The organism is Chryseobacterium sp. FR048 (assembly GCF_056844665.1).
This window is the reverse complement of sequence record NZ_JBXDSE010000006.1, coordinates 261,033-277,466: the sequence shown is the minus strand read 5'-3', so window position 1 is coordinate 277,466 and position 16,434 is coordinate 261,033. Positions and strand designations below refer to the sequence as shown.

The following is a 16,434-nucleotide window of genomic DNA, read 5'->3' as shown; positions in this document are numbered from 1 at the left end:
AATAAGAGTCTTATATACTATAGAAAAAAAGAAAAATTATAAAAAGAGGTTTTCCTGTACAAATTACCTATATATTTTGTAGACTAAAGTGAAGAAACTTTTTTTTAACTTTTATTCAGAACTGCTGATAGACCTCCTGTTAAAAGCATAAAGTTTTGTTAAAAAATTCACTTTTGAGGGATAATTTTTACCCTGTAGGTCATTTTTTGTTATTTTAGCCGACAAGAATGAATCTATGCTAATTGAGGACGAGTTTAAGACCATTTATTTAAACTATAGAATCAAGGAAATTGTTCCTTTTCTTATAAAGCTTACACCAAAAGATAAGAAAGAAGTTGTCGCTCTTTTAAAAAAATATATAAATAAAGAATGGGGGCACAACAATATCTCTGTGTTGGCGGCTTTAGCCTGTTCTAAAACCAGGGCGGAATACGAAAAACTAAGCCCCGGATATTATTCAATGCCTATTGCTCAGGTTGAAGAGTTGTTTGAATCCTATACTCCGGACTGGCTTGGAGAAAGCTATTCATTTGTAAATAATTTTGATTATCTGAAAGCATTGGAATGGGAGCAGAAAGGCTACCTTAAGTTAAAGGATGAAATAATTGCATCTCTGCTTTCCTCATCATGGGCTCCTGAACATACCGCAGAAGAAATTCTATTGACATACCCGGCTACCTTAGAATCTCATATCTGGCTTTTATTCGAATATGAGTCGGATATTCTCTATGGCAGAAGAAACTGGAAAGAACACTTGAAAAATCTTGCCGGAAGCCAGAAAATAGATAGATCCAGACTTTTAAAATCAAGTCTTAAAGCCATTAATTTTAATTTTTCGAAAGAACATAATACGTGGTTTCTGGAGCTTTTTACCTATCTGGAACCCACCAATGAAGAAATACTGAAATGGCAGGATGATTTGTTTATGATTTTTCATTCAACACAGACTTCGCTATTTCCGGGTGTATTAAAAATAATCAGTCAGGTTCTCACAGAAAAAGCATTTAAAACAGAAGATTTTCTACAGGTTTCATCGTCTGTGATGACACTTCCTACCAAAAATATAATAAATGCATTGTTGTCGGCTTTAGAGAAAACAGCTAAAGCAAACAATACTTTTCATGAAAATATCTGCCTCCTTCTGATGCCGGTTTTTTTGAATAAAGACAAAGCACTTCAGACAAAAGGAGCGAAGATCATCGCTAAATACGGAAACCCGGAATCAGAAAAAATCCGGTCTGAATTACAACTGTATGCAGGGGCACTTCTCTCTGATGCGGAAAGCTTGCTGGAGAAATTTTTCACCGGACAGGGAAAGTCTGACAATTCGGGATTACAAAATTACGAGGTTGTTTCATGGCATTTGCCTGGGCCTATCACTCCCATTCAGACCATTGATGATTTTATATTTTTTGCTCCACAGGTTTTCAGTAATCCTACAACCTATTATTTTGACCAGTTTCTGGAAGCATTGGTCAACTTCAACAGCGAGTTTGATGAAGATCATTTGAGTAAACTTGAACCTGCTTTCAAAGCTGCACTGAAAACAAAAGGAACAGGAGGGCTCCGTCATTTATTAGCAACTTTTTTTATCAGCTATGGTCTTTTAAAACAAAAAGAAAGATCACAAATATTGCTTCAGGCAGAATCAGAATTTCCCAACTTAGAAAACTGGTGCGAGAAAAAGACTCCTTTGGTTTTTCAGGCGTATCACAAGCTTCTATCAGGAATTTTTGAAATGTTGAAACAGGATAAAAAGCTTCCACTTCTCTCCGTACCTGATCATAGCCCTTGCTGGATAACAGCAAAGAATCTTGTGGATAAACTGAAGACGTATCAGCAGCAGAATGAAATGCCGACTCCTTTTGATCTGCAGATCGCTATACTTCGGGTACAAAAAGAAAATCTGAATGAAGCTGAGCAATATGCAAAAGAACAGCTGGATAAAAAATACGCTGAACTTCTGGAACCTGTTTTCAATCCTGATCATTTCAGAGAAAAATATGACCATGTATATCTGGATGGTAACTTCGGCTGGTCATTCAGTTATAAAAAAGTTTATAAATGGAATATTACAGAGGAAATTCCTGAGGTATTGGTGAGCATCAGTAATAAAAAAGAGCTTCTGGAAAATGCAGATTTTCTCGAATATCTATTCAACTCTTATCATGGTGTTTATGATGATGATCTGATTTCTATTTTGTATACAGCACCTTGTTTTTCAGGTTCTGTTGTTGCAAAAAAATATGGCGAAACTTTGTCGAGATCTGACTATCAGTATGATATAAAAGGTAATGTGAGCTTTCTTGATGCATGGATGAAGCTGAGTCTGCCTTTTCAGTCGGTACACTATTTATTCCTGTCTGCGGGACTGTTTAATAAAAACAGGACGTTTTCTGGTATGGCTTTTGAAGCCTTAGTAAACAAGGTAGTTTCGGAGGATTTTGAGGTCCGGGAACTGGGAACAATGATCGGTAAAAAGATCAGTTTCGGATGGGCACCTGTCAAAAGATTTACAGACGGATTGTCTGGTTTTATCAATTTGAGTTCCAGACATAACCTTGCTTTTGAGAAACTGCTGATAGCCATTCTTACAGCAGTGGAAAAACCGGTGTTTAATCTGAAGAAACTACTGGAACTCTATGATGAGTTGCTGAATCAGAATCAGTCTGTACCGGACGAAACTCTTTCGGAGTTGCTTAAAGAATGGGAAAAAGAAAATAACCTGAAAAAAATTATACATCAAATTGAGAACAGATGAAAGAAAGACTTTATGAGATCCTTAATGAGGAAAAAATACATGAGATTATCCCTTTTCTAAAGCAACTTACCGCAGAAGAAAGAAAGACACTGGTGCCTTCCATCAAAAAAATGGAACGTGAGATCAGCAAGATCGTAATGACGAAGAATTCCTACCATACTGTAGGTTCTGCCAACCAGCATTCCATTATTGATATTGCTTCATTTGTCTGTATGGACAAAAAGAACTTTGGTAAAAACTACTGGAGCCTTTTCCGGAATGCAGAACAGGCAGAGCAGATCCTGGAATGGGGATGCCCGGAATGGTTTTCTGATTTTATCAATGAATCCGTAGAGGCTGAGTTTACAGCTTTTAACTATCAGGATATTTTAGGATGGACGAAAAAAGGCTATGTAGAACCCAGACCCGAATTGCTGGGACACCATCTGAGCAACTATCCTTCTGATCTGGATGAACACCCGGAAACCCTTGAAACTCATTTCTGGTATCTGTGCGAATACCCATCAAAATCATTACCATTCCGTAAAGAATGGTTCCCGTTGGTGCAGAAGCTGATTTCAGAACAGAAAATTGAAAGAAAAAGGTTTTTAAGAGAATGCCTGCTGGCTTCCAATCGTAACTTTAACAAAAACGTTACAGGTTGGTTCATGGATGCATTTACCGTTTTAAAACCTACAGAAGAAGAATTGGTAGACCTTCAGGATGAATTGCTTGCTGGTTTGGCTTCAACACAGTCAAAAGCAGTTAATACCATATTGAACCACCTGAAAAAAATAGCCGGTGCCGGAATTAAAATAGAAGAACTTTCCCATTACCTTCCGAACCTGTTGAGTTCAGAAGTTAAGACCGTAGTGGCCTCAGGTCTTTCATTAACGGAGAAAATCTTCCAGAGAAAAAGACTTAACCCGGAAATCCTGGGAATGGCTTTAAGTACGGCATTTGTAAGTAAAGATGATGGAATACAGACCAAAGCGGCAAAGATTATGCTGAAATATATTCCACCCTCTGACAATATCAAAGAAGCATTATCCCATTATTCAGACAATATTCTGACGAATGTGCGTCCAATGCTGGAAAAATATATAATAGAAAAACAACAGGAACTGGAAGCGATAACTTCCGAAACAGTATCACTCACCACAAAAGATAACAAAGTAAAAGTACTGGAAAGTTTTGAGGATTTGATGTTCTTCCTGCCATTGGCAATAGAAGATCCGTATAGCCACCATTGCGATATTGCACTGGACGGATTCATCCGCTTTGCCAACGATGTAGATGCAGAATCTGTGAAACTAATAGAACCTGTATTTCTGAAAGCGTGCAAAACCATTGCAAAATGGGAAGTTCCTTACCTGAATGTTTTGCAGTGCAACCTGATTATCAACTATGGATTGGGTCTGCTGGAGAAATATCCGGATCAGCTTAAAAATCTGGAGAAAATTTACCATAAAACCGTTGAAGAAGAAGCTGCAAGAGAGGCCTATTCCAACTATCAGAAAAAACTGGGGCCTATGGATAAAGTAGGGGCAGAGTCTCCTGCAATGAAGGCTTTCAAAGAACTAGCAATCTATATATGCCAGAAAATAGAGGCAGGAGATAGCCCTCCACTGCTCTTTACCGTTACCCATTCACCTTGCTGGGTTTCTCCTGTAAGCCTGGTGGAAAGATTGGAAGTATATCAGAATAAAAATATTGAACCTCACCACCTGGATGTGCAGCTGGCTCTACAGCGCTGTGCCTTGGATGATCTATCGGAAGCATTAGAGCTGGCAGAGAAAAAATTAAAAGGGGAGTACAAAGATTTGTTACTTTTCTTCTTTGGGAAAAATGCTCTTCCGAAAGGAAATTTTGAACATCCTTCATGGTGGATGACTGCAGGAATTACACGTTCGCCCAAAACTGTTTTTAAAGAATTCAGCAGTTTCGGATATGATAATATTCCTGTGGAATTTCTTTACGGAGATTACCAATGGAAGACCATCGACAATAAGAAAAACTCTTATTATCCTGTTGAACTGAATATTGTGATTCCACAATATCACCTTGAAAAAAGAAAAGAATCTCTATTCGTAGAATACTTTGTTGCCGGCCAGAAAGAACTTTCTGAAACTCCGGCACTGATGTGGTGTTTCCCGAATACACCAGCAAATGCCCTGGCAAAAATCATCAAACACTGTCTTTTTTATTCAGGAATTGCTGAGGTTTACGAAAGAAATCTGGTGCTCAACACGGCGCAGGCTCTTTATCAGATCAAGAAATCGCTGGACCCAATGGGGTATCTGTTCTTGGGAACAATCTTCCTGGATGGAGATAAAACCATTCGCGGAACAGCGGCTGAAATATGGCTGGAACATGTTTCACACCAGATGATGGACAACGCACAGCTGGGAAGAGTGATAGGACTGCATGAAAAATTAGAATGGGCCCCTGTCAAAAGATTAACAGACCTTATACAGCACCATATGCTGAATGTAAGCAAAACCCATAATGCAGCACTGGAAGAACTGATCTCCAATATATTATATCAAATGGAATCACCGGTTACCAACCTGAAGAAACTTCTGGAAGTGTATCATGAGGTATTGGCTTTGAACCAGTCGGAAGCCAATATCAATATTGTTGAAAAACTAAATGACTGGAAAGAAAACTCGAGCCTGAAAAAAATCTGCAATCTTCTTCTAAAAAAATAAATTATGGAAGATACGCTTATTTACAACTATCCCAGAGCTTCCTCTTTGGTAAAGAGAGAGGCTTTGGAGGAACTGTTTCTCGCTAAATACAGCGAGATACATAAGAATACCGATGTTCCCTGCTTTTTCTGGGGGAATGTAGGACAACCGTTTATCCTGGCCAGATGTCTGATTACCCTTTCCAATATTGTAAAATCCAGCTTCAGCCTGTCTCCGTTTCAGATGACGTTGCTTAAAGATCCTATTGTGACGGCCGGAAATGAAAGACTCCGCTTTGAAGGATTTTCTCACTGTGCAGGAGTTTACGCAAGGGTAGATGTACTGCCAGGAGGCCTGGATGGTGAATTTTTGGAAAACGGAACTACCAATGTAGACTTTAACCAGCCGATGATAACGGCTTTAGGAAGTATACGGCCTAATGAGAAGATCATGCTTTCCGTTGGTGAAAAAGAAGTGGGGCTTTATAAAGAAGAAGAGAAAGTCGTAGAAAGAAAGGTCCCATTACCTGTAAAATGGATCAAAGGGTTGGGAACCGTACAGCTCTATCTGTCAGAATCGGAAAAACGGTATACCTTCAACAAGATTCAGACCCAACAGCTCTTCCGTGGAATGCCTAAAGGAGTAGTGAAGTCCGACTATTATCTGATTGTAAGGGGCAATAAACCTATGTTTTCACCTGTAAAATCAGGAGATGGCATGTGTATCGGGGGGCTTCACAGACTTCGTTTGCTGGAGCCATTACTTTCATATATAGATTATATGCAGGTATTTTCACACCCTAATATGCAGTCTACAACCTGGCAGCTCTATATGGGAAATATAAGATTCAGTTTCTCGCTGTCCAGAGAAAGCTGGCGGGGATTCTCCGGAGAAGGGGCGATATTAGGAAGCCTGACCTCCGAAGTTCCTGATGAATGGATTGATGCTTTAGATAAATATGCGTATGCCAATCAGTCCTTCAATGCAACCGCTTTGGCGCTGGAAGAAAATATCAGTCTAAAAATGACGGAAAACCTTACCGGAAGACTAGCTGCTATGGGATTATTGGGATATGATTTGGATGATAACGAATTTTTCTATCGCAGATTACCTTTTAAACTTAGCCGTATTCTGGAAATGAACCCCCGTATGAAAAACGCCGAAAAGCTGATCGCAGAGGGAAAAGTAGAGATTCTGAATAACAGCAAAGAAAGAACAGAAGCCAGGGTAGGAGGTACAGGAGTACACCATACCGTAATCATTGAAGAAGAAAAAGAGCGCTGTACCTGCGAATGGTTCAGTAAATATCAGGGAGAAAGAGGTCCCTGCAAACATATGCTGGCTGTAAAGAAACTGATTAATCATCAGTAGGTTCTCTTATAAAGCCACAAACGTTTCTTTCATCAGTAAGATTCTATAATTGCCACGAATGTATCAATAAAAGGATGAGTGCATTCGTGGCAAAAAAATAATATCCATTCTATAAATCTTGATATAAAAACAGAAAAGTTTTATTCTTAAAAACCCTTGTGTTTCAAATATCTGTCAGTATCCTTTACCCATTATTTCTGTTGATCCATTCCTCATAGGTAAGTACACCCAGCTCCGGACTGCTTTCACCTTCCAGAATAGAAATAAATTCCAGCTGGTTACCATCCGGATCATTGAAGTAGATCGCAACAGCAGGCATCCATGCAAATACCATAGGCTCAACCGTTCCGTTTTTCAGAAAATTGTAAGGCTTCAGATCTTTGTTTTTCAAAAACTCTACCGAATAATTTAAAATATCTTCTTTACTGCTGGAAAAAGCAAAATGCCTCGTCTGAAGATTCTCTTTCTGCTCCCACAATCCTAACATAAATTCCTTCCCTTCACCTACCCATAAAAAAGCAATCGGCCTTGTTTCATCTCTATGAGCGAGCTTTAATCCTAATACCTCTGTATAAAATTGGATCGCATCTTCCAAATTGCTTACCTGTACATGGGTTTCATATAATCCTTTAATCATAGTTCTAATTTTAATCAGCACAAAGCTAGAAAACGATTCCCTGTAAATCTGGGATTATCGATACCTTTATGTGAAATGAATGATAGATGGATTTTATAATTAGAAGATAAAAGATAAAAGATAAAAGATAAAAGATAAAAGATAAAAGATAAAAGATAAAAGATAAAAGATAAAAGATAAAAGATAAAAGATAAAAGATAAAAGATAAAAGATAAAAGATAAAAGATCTTGCCATTAAATCTCAATATTTGCTTGGCTGGATCAATAGGGGTGGGCTTTAGCCCACCATAAAAAAATAAAAAACTCCATTGGCTTCAGCCAAAACTTATTACCCTACAAAATACCTTCAAAAAATAATATCATTCCCTGCTCAAAAATAAATAATTAGAAAAATACACTACGCAAAAACACTGCGCAATATTGTTTTTACTTTGCACCAGAAATCAGAGAAAGTATCCATCTTTCTAATGTTTAACAAAAACACTAACTCATGAAATTTAATTTTTTGAAAAAAGAGAATAAAGCAGTGGTAAACCACGAAGGCGCAAAAGCATATGCCATGAAGCCTGCAGAAGACCTGTATAGTGCTGTTGTTACAACGGGACTGTCAGAGATCACTTATGAAAAGGGAAATGACAGATTAGAAAGAATACAATCTCTGATCAGAAAAAACGATCCTGAATTTGTTGCAAAGCTGGCTGTTTATGCTAGAAAAGAAATGTATCTGAGATCCGTTCCATTGGTTTTGGTGACAGAATTGGCAAAGCAGACTTCGGGAACCGATCTGGTGAGCAAAGCTGTAGACGGGGTTGTTCAGAGAGCTGACGAAATCACAGAACTGCTGGCTTATTATCAGATCTCCAATGAAAGAACAGGGGTGAAAAAACTGAACAGACTTTCAAAACAGATTCAGAAAGGACTGGTAAAATCATTCAATAAATTTGATGAATATCAGTTTGCCAAATACAACCGGAAAGCAGAAGTTACCTTAAAGGATGCTTTATTTCTAGTACATCCAAAAGCAAAAAATGAGGATCAGCAGACTATTTTCAACAAGATTGTTTACAATATGCTGGAGACTCCTTATACCTGGGAAGTTGAGCTTTCCGCTTTAGGAAGAACCAAATATGCTGATGCTGCAGAGAAAAAGCAGGCTTTCAGAAATAAATGGGAAGAATTGATCTTTAGCAACAGGCTGGGATATATGGCTACTTTGAGAAACCTGAGAAATATTCTCGAGGCAGAGGTGTCTTCGGGAGCGATGAGTAAAGTATGTCATTATTTGTCAGATGAAAAGGCGGTAGCGAATTCAAAGCAGTTGCCGTTCAGATTTCTGGCCGCTTACAGAGAACTGAGAAAAATTGATTCTCCATATCTCTCCTCAGTGTTGGAAGCGTTGGAAAAAGCAGTGTTGGTAAGTGCAAGAAACATCAAAGGTTTTGATTTTGATACTTCAGTGGTTATTGCTGCCGATGTTTCAGGTTCAATGCAGAAGCCGGTTTCTCCAAAAAGTAAAATTTTGCTTTATGATATTGGCTTGCTGATGTCTATGATTTTACAATCGCAGTGTCAGAATGTAATGACCGGAATTTTCGGGGATCGTTGGTTGCGTGTTCCGATGCCAAAGCAGAGTATTCTTAGGAATGTGGACGAATTTTATAAATATGAAGGAAAAGTAGGATATTCTACGAATGGCTACCTGGTGATTGAAAGCCTGATCAAAAAGCAGGAAAAAGTGGATAAAGTAATGTTGTTCACCGATACCCAGCTGTGGAACAGCACCGGAACCAAAAACTCTTTTGAAGATTCATGGAAGAGATATAAGGCGATTGCTCCTGATGCAAAACTCTATATTTTTGATCTGGCAGGATACGGAAAGCAGCCGATTGATGTCAGAAAAAATGATGTATATCTTATCGCAGGCTGGTCAGACAAAATTTTTAATGTATTGAATGCATTAGAAGACAGGAAATCTGCAATAGAAGTGATTAAAAAAGTAGTGCTGTAAAAGGCACTGCTTTTAACAATAAACAGGAATTACCAATGAATACATTTCAAGGATTTTCATAGATAAAGGACAGGTTACATGATGATGAATGATTAAGATTGATATTTAAAAATAATAAGAGCTTATTCCCGCTTTCCACTGTATCTTTTTCGCCGGCGCACTTTGCCATTGCAGAAAAAGGATGCCGTTGCAATCGGGGCTAAAAACTAAAACCAGACCATGATGATAACACTTATAAATGTGATTGAGATCAGTCCATTACTGTATACCAAAGACGATTTCGAATTACCGGAAAGTTCAGATTATCCTGATCCTGAAGAATGGCACTTCAACTGGGAAGAGGCAGCTTCTAAACTCAATTTTAATTTTAAAACGATTGAAAAAGGATCCCATGTGGCAGACATCGAAACCATTGATGACGAAAACTTACAAATGATCCTGGAAGCCCGGTTGGAGGATATGGAAGACGATCCCGAAGAAGGCATTTTTACATTGGCTTTTGATGGCGGAATCGCATTAGAAAAAGACAGTAAAATATATATTCAGCCAATGTGTTGCGGCGATATGTCTGACCTGAAAAACTGGCAGGATCTATTGGCTAATTCTTCTAGAGAATGGAAAACATTATGGATAGGGCACCCATGGGTTTTGTACAGAAAAGAAAATGGCAAAATAAGCTTTTCAGAATATACAGAATCTAATGAGATCGATCCGGAAAAGATAAAAATCCTTGTTGAAGTTGAAGAATCAGAACTGAAAGCTGAGGTTGAAAAAGCAGTACAACGCCAGATCAATTTTAAAAACAGAGTGTTGATCATGCTGAAAAAGATCAATGCTAAAAATCCAGAAAGAATGGCAGAATTATTAACCGGAATGGGATAATATAATGGTGCCGGTTCACAATATCAGGCCTTAAGTGGGCTTAAAAAAATAATAAACTAAATAAAAAATAACTATGGAACATAAATTACCTTTTCACTTTGATATGGAAACCGCCGATCCTGACGATTCCATGACCCTGGCTGTTTTGGCGACACACCCTAAAGTTCACCTGGTCAGTGTTTCTGTACACCCGGGAGGAACAGATCAGATTGGAGTCGTACGCAGGATTCTGCAAATTCTTGATAGAGAAGATGTCCGCATCGGAGCAGGAACTCCCAAATCGATTGCAAGCCGTGTCTCCGGCTTTCACAGAGATTGGATTGGAAAGTTTGAAGATTCAGAAGCAGATGATACCGCAGCCAACATCATGGCAGAGACGCTTCGCCAGTTTCCGGACTGCACATTGCTGAGTGGGGCAGCCCTTACCAATCCGCATGCTTTATACGAAACCGGGATTTTCTTTGACCGTTGGTTCTGCCAAGGAGGTTTTGCAGGAGACAATATCGTCCCGAAAGAATACCGACTGGAGAAATTCGATGGAAAGCTTACTTGTCCTACTTTTAACCTGAATGGCAATCCTCTTGCTGCTGAAACTCTTTTTTCGATTCCAATGGGAGAAAGACGTATGATCAGTAAAAATGTATGTCACGGTGCTATTTTCACCAGTGCAGATGCTGAATTGCTTATCCCGTTTCGTAGCCACAACAAAGGGCTCAGTCTGTTCCTGAAAGCGGTGAAAATTAAAGAAAAAGCCCTTCACGATACTGTAGCAGCTTTACTGGCGATCGATCCTTCAAAAGCACTTTGGGCAGAAGTGGTTCCGTATAGAAGAAGAGGCGAATGGGGTTGTCTGGAGCCTGAAAAATATCCGGATAGACCTACGTCACTGATCACGACTTACATTCCTGATTTAACAGACCTTTGGATGGTGATCAAACCTTAAATATTCTGACAAAAAATAAACTGCGTAAAAAGAATGCGCAGTTACCGTATAATTTTGCAGTGTTCATAACAATCAGTGCCGTTAGAAAGGATTCCTTCGATTCCAAAAATGAACAGACCTTTCGCCAGATTGCCTGATTTGAATAAATAAATGTTTCAAGCAAAAGTTTTACAGTTAGACTTTTAATTTGAGAAGAAGGAAAGAGAAAACATTATGGGAAATTTATTTTCAAGAATTGATCAGGATCTTAAAGAAGGAAGAAAGAAAAAAGCCTGCGATAGATTAAGAAATATGATCAATCAGTTTCCCAATAATCTTTCTTTGAGAAGCAGATTGGGACACATTTATTATGAGGCAGGTTTTATAGATGAAGCCGGAAAGTTCTGGATATTATCTGAACCTGAAAATGATGAAATGAAAAATGCCGTTGAATTGTATAAAAAAACATTAAACAACTCCGGAAGCGCTATTTTAAAAGATATTGTGTTCAGAGGAAATAAAAGCCAGATGAATGAATATTCGGTGAAAATTTTGACAGAACTAGAGAATGATAGTTTTAAAAAGACAAATCATATCCCGGATTTTGAACCTAAAACCAGAGAAAAAGGTAAATATTCAGAAGTAAAGAATGGAAATGAACTTTCAGATTTTATAGGTATTTGTTTACTAGTAGGCTGGTTTATAGTACTGCCGATCTTAGGAATTGTTACTCTATTTAATTTTATGATCTCACTTTTTAGCCATTAAAATTAAATGCGCAAATAGAATGCGTAGTCACCATATAAATTTGTAAAAAAATAAAACTAATAACCATGAATAATGATAAACCATGTCTTAAAGAAGCAGTGTATTGAGGTAATACTCAATACTTATGAAAAAAATTAAGACAATGAAACAAACCTTCGGAATCAATGAATATGGATGCATTGATTTCCCGAAGAAAATTTCCGGAGTACAGATTTCCAGAATCGTATACGGAAATGAACTGGGATGTTCACGTTGCTTTCCACACGGTTTTGAAGTAGTGAATGCGAAGCATACAAAATTTCAGAGAAGCTGGAAAAAATACAGAAGAACCCAGTGGAAAAATTAAAAGCAAGTGCCGTAAAACAGAATTACTTCGTTGGGGTAACAGAAGTACAGGTTCAAGTCCTGTTCTGCAACAGCAGATAGTGTAAAGATAGCACACTGTTAATACGGGTCTGTTTAAAACCAATTGCCTTGCTTATCCATTGAATCAGGTGTCGTTTTAGAATCATACTTCGGATTTTGATCATTGGGTCGCAGGTTCGAATCCTGCCTTTTCCCTCGAAAAGGAGAAGTAGCTCAGCCGGTAGAGCAAATGCACGAACGATTCTGAAAATATTACCTTGATTTTTCTATCAGGTATTATTGTGAAATTATACTTTGATGATAAACCATCAGGCCGCAGGTTCGATTCCTGCCTCTCTTGTTGTAAACGGGGTGTAGCTCGGAAGGTAGAGCAGATGGCAGAGGATCATTTCACTTGATACCTTGTATTATTAAAAGAGTGCCGTAGAAAAGGCTTACTTCGGTTAATTTGGTTCGATTCCAGAACAGATTATGAAAATAATCTGCATTAGAGCCTTTTTGCAATTTGCCTCTTTTTATTTTTTAAAAAAACAGACAAGTGCCGTAGAATAGTGTTACTTCGCTCATTACGACGGGGTCACGGGTTCGAGTCCCGTCTCTTCCACAATAAAAACACAATTTACATAGGAAGAGTAGCTCAGATGGTTAGAGCACGACTCACTTTTTGCTTATTGCCTTGTTTTACTTGGGTCTTTTATGGCTCAGAATATCTTTAAAAATTAAATAAAATAGAAGCCGCATGCGGGAAGCAGGAAATAATCTTTGTATTATAATTTTCTAATCATTCCTTTATTCCCGTTTTCGGCTTTTATTGCCAATAAGTGTCGTTAGGAAAAACTTCACCGTACCCAATAGGGAGGAATAGCGCAGTCGGTCAATCCGTCAAGGCTATCCGGTTCGACTCCGGCAATGCGTAGCCCTTGTTTTTTCTTATGATTACCTTTACAAGAAAGCCGATATATTATGTATCGGCTTTTTTCATTTTATTGTCCAGTTCCTCCTCAAATATCATTTTCCATTTTGAAAGAGTAGTCCTGCTGATATGGTATTTTCTGGACATATAGCTGGTAGAGTGCCCATGTTTCTTCTGATACTGAAGGAGTTTGAGCATCGTCTTCTTGTCATAGGTCTTGAGCTTCTGATTTTCTCTGGATTGCTTGAAAAGTTTGTCATTAAATTTCAGTACATCTTCAGTAGTGTGAAGCTTTTCAAGAAGTTCTTTGATCTTAGGATCTTTTAGCTTCTCCGGATGCTCCATCCTCAGCATATCCTGATATATTTTTTTGTAATTGGGACGCATGTTGTTTCTTTTTATCCGTTTATCGTATCGCTCTTTTGAAGCCATCTGTGAAGAGTACTCTTGGGAATCGAATATTCTTTAATCACATCGCCTTGCGTCATTTCTCCGGAAAGAATTCTTTTCATAATAAAATCCTTGATTTCCTGCGTATAAATATTTTTTCTGAAATAAGGAATCTTGTCAGACTTCTGCTGATTCTTGTTGGCCGCCGAAGGTGGGGCATACAGGATCAGGTGAGAGCTGTAAAGTCTGAAAAAATCATATTCTAATAACTTGCTCCATCGCAGTAGAAGGTCCGCATCCATAGATCCGCTGTTGTACATCTTTTCAATAGATGCTTCATCTGTCCCCAAAAACTTACAGATCCTCTCCATAGATATTTCATTTTCTTCAACCCTCTCCTTAATAAACTTTCCAATATGGATTTCTTTATATAACATTTTTATTGAATATTATCTTTTAATTAAAAACTTATACATAAAAAAACGAAAATAGGCGATAAATATTATTATGTTTTACAGAATATAATTCACTTAAATTTGAAATTGAGAAAAATTGATGGACCTTATTTGAGTCCTTTAAACGTGCTCAACGAGATTAAAATCTTTAAAAATCAGTTCAGGATGGATTGGATATATTAAAAGGGTGTATTGTTTGTTTCCTTAATATATCGTGGAGGTATGTTCCTTATTTTCAATAGGCTTGTCAATCTTCTTCTACTTTTTCAAACTTCTTTTTCCTGCCATTTGTGTGAATAATAATATAACCTGTTAAAGTTCTTTCATGTAACTATACTTTCTAAGCTGTGTGTTGATAAGCAGCCGCTTACATGTTGAATGTTTTGTTTAGTACCAAATAATTGCTTATTTGCTTTCAAATTTAAACAAAAATTAAAAGCAAAAAGAGTTGGATGTATAAAAAAGTTACTTTATGATCTAATTTTAATTAAAATTAACATATTATGTAAACCAATGTGTGAATTATTTCAACGGGTTTTGTAGAGAATATAAAAAACCATAAAAAGAAAAAAATTGTGTAGCAATATGTAAGTGGCTACCTTTGCTTATTCATGAAAAATACCATAAGCTTATTCGATTTTTCGAAGAAAATAAATTATAAAAACGAACTGCTGGCAGGCTTTACCGTTGCTATGACCATGATCCCGGAATCTCTTTCCTTTGCGATTCTGGCAGGGCTCTCTCCACTTACCGGGTTGTATGCGGCCTTTATGATGGGATTGGTTACTGCTGTTCTGGGCGGACGCCCCGGTATGGTTTCCGGAGGGGCCGGAGCTACCATTGTGGTACTGATTGCTCTGATCCAGTCCCACGGCTTAGAATATCTCTTTGCCACAGTAGCGTTGGCCGGAATGCTTCAGATGCTTGTAGGTATCTTTAAACTGGGGAAATTTGTCAGGCTTATTCCACAACCGGTTATGTATGGATTTCTGAATGGCTTGGCCATCATTATTTTTATGGCACAGATCGAACAGTTTAAAATCATTGACAGCAATGGAGTAGTACACTGGCTTCAGGGAAGTACCTTATATATTATGATGGGGTTAACGGTCCTTACCATTGGTATTGTTTATTTCTTTCCAAAGATTACAAAAGTGGTTCCGGCCTCCTTAGTGGCCATTATCATTGTATTTGCAATTGTTCTTGGATTTGATATTCCCACAAAAACAGTAGCGGATATTGCCCATATCAGTGGAAATCTTCCAAATTTTCATATTCCCCAGATCCCTTTTTCTCTGGAAACCCTTCAGATTATTTTTCCTTACGCCCTGATTATGGCAGGAGTTGGCCTTATCGAGTCGCTTCTGACCTTATCGATGGTAGATGAAATCACCAACACAAAAGGAAATGCCAACAGAGAATCTGTGGCCCAGGGAGTAGCCAATATTACTAATGGTTTCTTTGGCGGAATGGGAGGCTGTGCCATGGTAGCACAAACTCTGGTGAATCTTAATGCAGGATCAAGAGCCCGATTGTCAGGAATTATTGCTTCCTTACTGATCCTGATCATTATTCTATGCGGAGCGCCCGTGATTGAGAAAATTCCGATGGCTGCTTTGGTAGGAGTGATGATGATGGTCGCTATCAGTACTTTTCAGTGGGTTTCTATCAGAATTGCGAACAAAATGCCCAAGTCAGATATATTTGTTGGAATTACAGTGGCACTTATCACGGTAGTCCTTCACAATCTTGCTTTGGCTGTTTTAGTTGGAGTGATTATTTCCGCTTTGGTTTTTGCATGGGATAATGCCAAAAGAATCAGGGCGAGAAAACACATAGATGAAAACGGAGTGAAGCATTATGAGATATATGGACCATTATTCTTTGGATCAGCCACAGCTTTTGCAGACAAATTTGACCCGATGAACGATCCGGAGGAAGTCGTTGTAGATTTTAAAGAAAGCAGGATTGTAGATATGAGTGCCATTGATACGCTGGATAAACTTTCAAAACGGTACAGACAGGAAGGTAAAACACTATACCTGCGACATCTCAGCGAAGACTGCCGGAAAATACTTAAAAATGCAGAAGCCGTCATTGAAGTGAATATCCAGGAAGATCCTACCTATAAAGTGATGCCGGAAAAATAGAAAAGGAATCAATGGTGAATTTTGCTTCGCAAGTGAATCGTGAATTTTTCAGCATTTAAAAAATTGATAGGTGTAGGAGATGGACAATTGATTATTCACAAAGTCAATGGTGAGTTTTGCTTCGCAAATGAATAGTGAATTT

The 16,434-nt window shown here is 38.1% G+C and carries 12 protein-coding genes and 1 tRNA gene; 10 read left to right on the top strand and 3 right to left on the bottom strand.

What is annotated here, in order from left to right:
- The first annotated feature begins 235 nt into the window (after positions 1-235).
- Genes AC106K_RS17940 through AC106K_RS17930 form a run of 3 tightly spaced genes read left to right on the top strand, consistent with a single transcriptional unit; the run spans position 236 to position 6,801 of the window.
- Positions 236-2,761, top strand: a complete 2,526-nt coding sequence (locus AC106K_RS17940) for a DUF6493 family protein (RefSeq protein ID WP_482446833.1) — start codon at positions 236-238, stop codon at positions 2,759-2,761.
- Positions 2,758-5,451: a DUF6493 family protein gene (locus tag AC106K_RS17935; protein WP_482446832.1), complete on the top strand. Its 2,694-nt coding sequence runs from the start codon at positions 2,758-2,760 to the stop codon at positions 5,449-5,451. The genes AC106K_RS17940 and AC106K_RS17935 overlap by 4 nt, the downstream gene beginning before the upstream one ends.
- Positions 5,452-5,454: 3 nt before the next feature.
- Positions 5,455-6,801, top strand: a complete 1,347-nt coding sequence (locus AC106K_RS17930; protein WP_482446831.1) for an SWIM zinc finger family protein — start codon at positions 5,455-5,457, stop codon at positions 6,799-6,801.
- A gap of 184 nt (positions 6,802-6,985) precedes the next feature.
- Here AC106K_RS17930 and AC106K_RS17925 read toward each other — a convergent pair whose 3' ends face one another.
- Positions 6,986-7,438 carry a VOC family protein gene (locus AC106K_RS17925; protein WP_482446830.1) on the bottom strand — a complete coding sequence of 151 codons (453 nt, stop codon included), beginning with the start codon at positions 7,436-7,438 and terminating at the stop codon, positions 6,986-6,988.
- A 490-nt stretch (positions 7,439-7,928) separates the two neighbouring features.
- On the opposite strand from AC106K_RS17925, the gene AC106K_RS17920 reads away from it, so the two are divergent.
- The 6 genes from AC106K_RS17920 (at position 7,929) to AC106K_RS17895 (ending at position 12,724) form a co-directional block, all read left to right on the top strand.
- Positions 7,929-9,446: a TROVE domain-containing protein gene (locus tag AC106K_RS17920; protein WP_482446829.1), complete on the top strand. Its 1,518-nt coding sequence runs from the start codon at positions 7,929-7,931 to the stop codon at positions 9,444-9,446.
- A gap of 219 nt (positions 9,447-9,665) precedes the next feature.
- On the top strand, positions 9,666-10,328 hold the full coding sequence (locus tag AC106K_RS17915) for a hypothetical protein (RefSeq protein ID WP_482446828.1): 663 nt from the start codon (positions 9,666-9,668) through the stop codon (positions 10,326-10,328).
- A 73-nt stretch (positions 10,329-10,401) separates the two neighbouring features.
- Entirely contained in the window at positions 10,402-11,271 is an 870-nt protein-coding gene (locus tag AC106K_RS17910) for a nucleoside hydrolase (protein ID WP_482446827.1), read from the top strand.
- A gap of 213 nt (positions 11,272-11,484) precedes the next feature.
- A complete protein-coding gene (locus AC106K_RS17905) occupies positions 11,485-12,018 on the top strand; it encodes a DUF6584 family protein (protein WP_482446826.1) in 534 nt (177 codons plus the stop codon).
- A 142-nt stretch (positions 12,019-12,160) separates the two neighbouring features.
- Positions 12,161-12,364 carry a phosphate ABC transporter substrate-binding protein gene (locus tag AC106K_RS17900; RefSeq protein ID WP_482446825.1) on the top strand — a complete coding sequence of 68 codons (204 nt, stop codon included), beginning with the start codon at positions 12,161-12,163 and terminating at the stop codon, positions 12,362-12,364.
- 221 nt (positions 12,365-12,585) lie between these two features.
- Positions 12,586-12,724 (top strand) — tRNA-OTHER (locus tag AC106K_RS17895).
- 621 nt (positions 12,725-13,345) lie between these two features.
- Here AC106K_RS17895 and AC106K_RS17890 read toward each other — a convergent pair.
- A complete protein-coding gene (locus tag AC106K_RS17890; RefSeq protein WP_185288921.1) occupies positions 13,346-13,684 on the bottom strand; it encodes a helix-turn-helix domain-containing protein in 339 nt (112 codons plus the stop codon).
- Between the two features lie 11 nt (positions 13,685-13,695).
- On the bottom strand, positions 13,696-14,124 hold the full coding sequence (locus AC106K_RS17885) for a transposase (RefSeq protein WP_482446823.1): 429 nt from the start codon (positions 14,122-14,124) through the stop codon (positions 13,696-13,698).
- Between the two features lie 629 nt (positions 14,125-14,753).
- On the opposite strand from AC106K_RS17885, the gene AC106K_RS17880 reads away from it, so the two are divergent.
- On the top strand, positions 14,754-16,292 hold the full coding sequence (locus tag AC106K_RS17880; RefSeq protein WP_482446821.1) for a SulP family inorganic anion transporter: 1,539 nt from the start codon (positions 14,754-14,756) through the stop codon (positions 16,290-16,292).
- Positions 16,293-16,434: the final 142 nt, after the last annotated feature.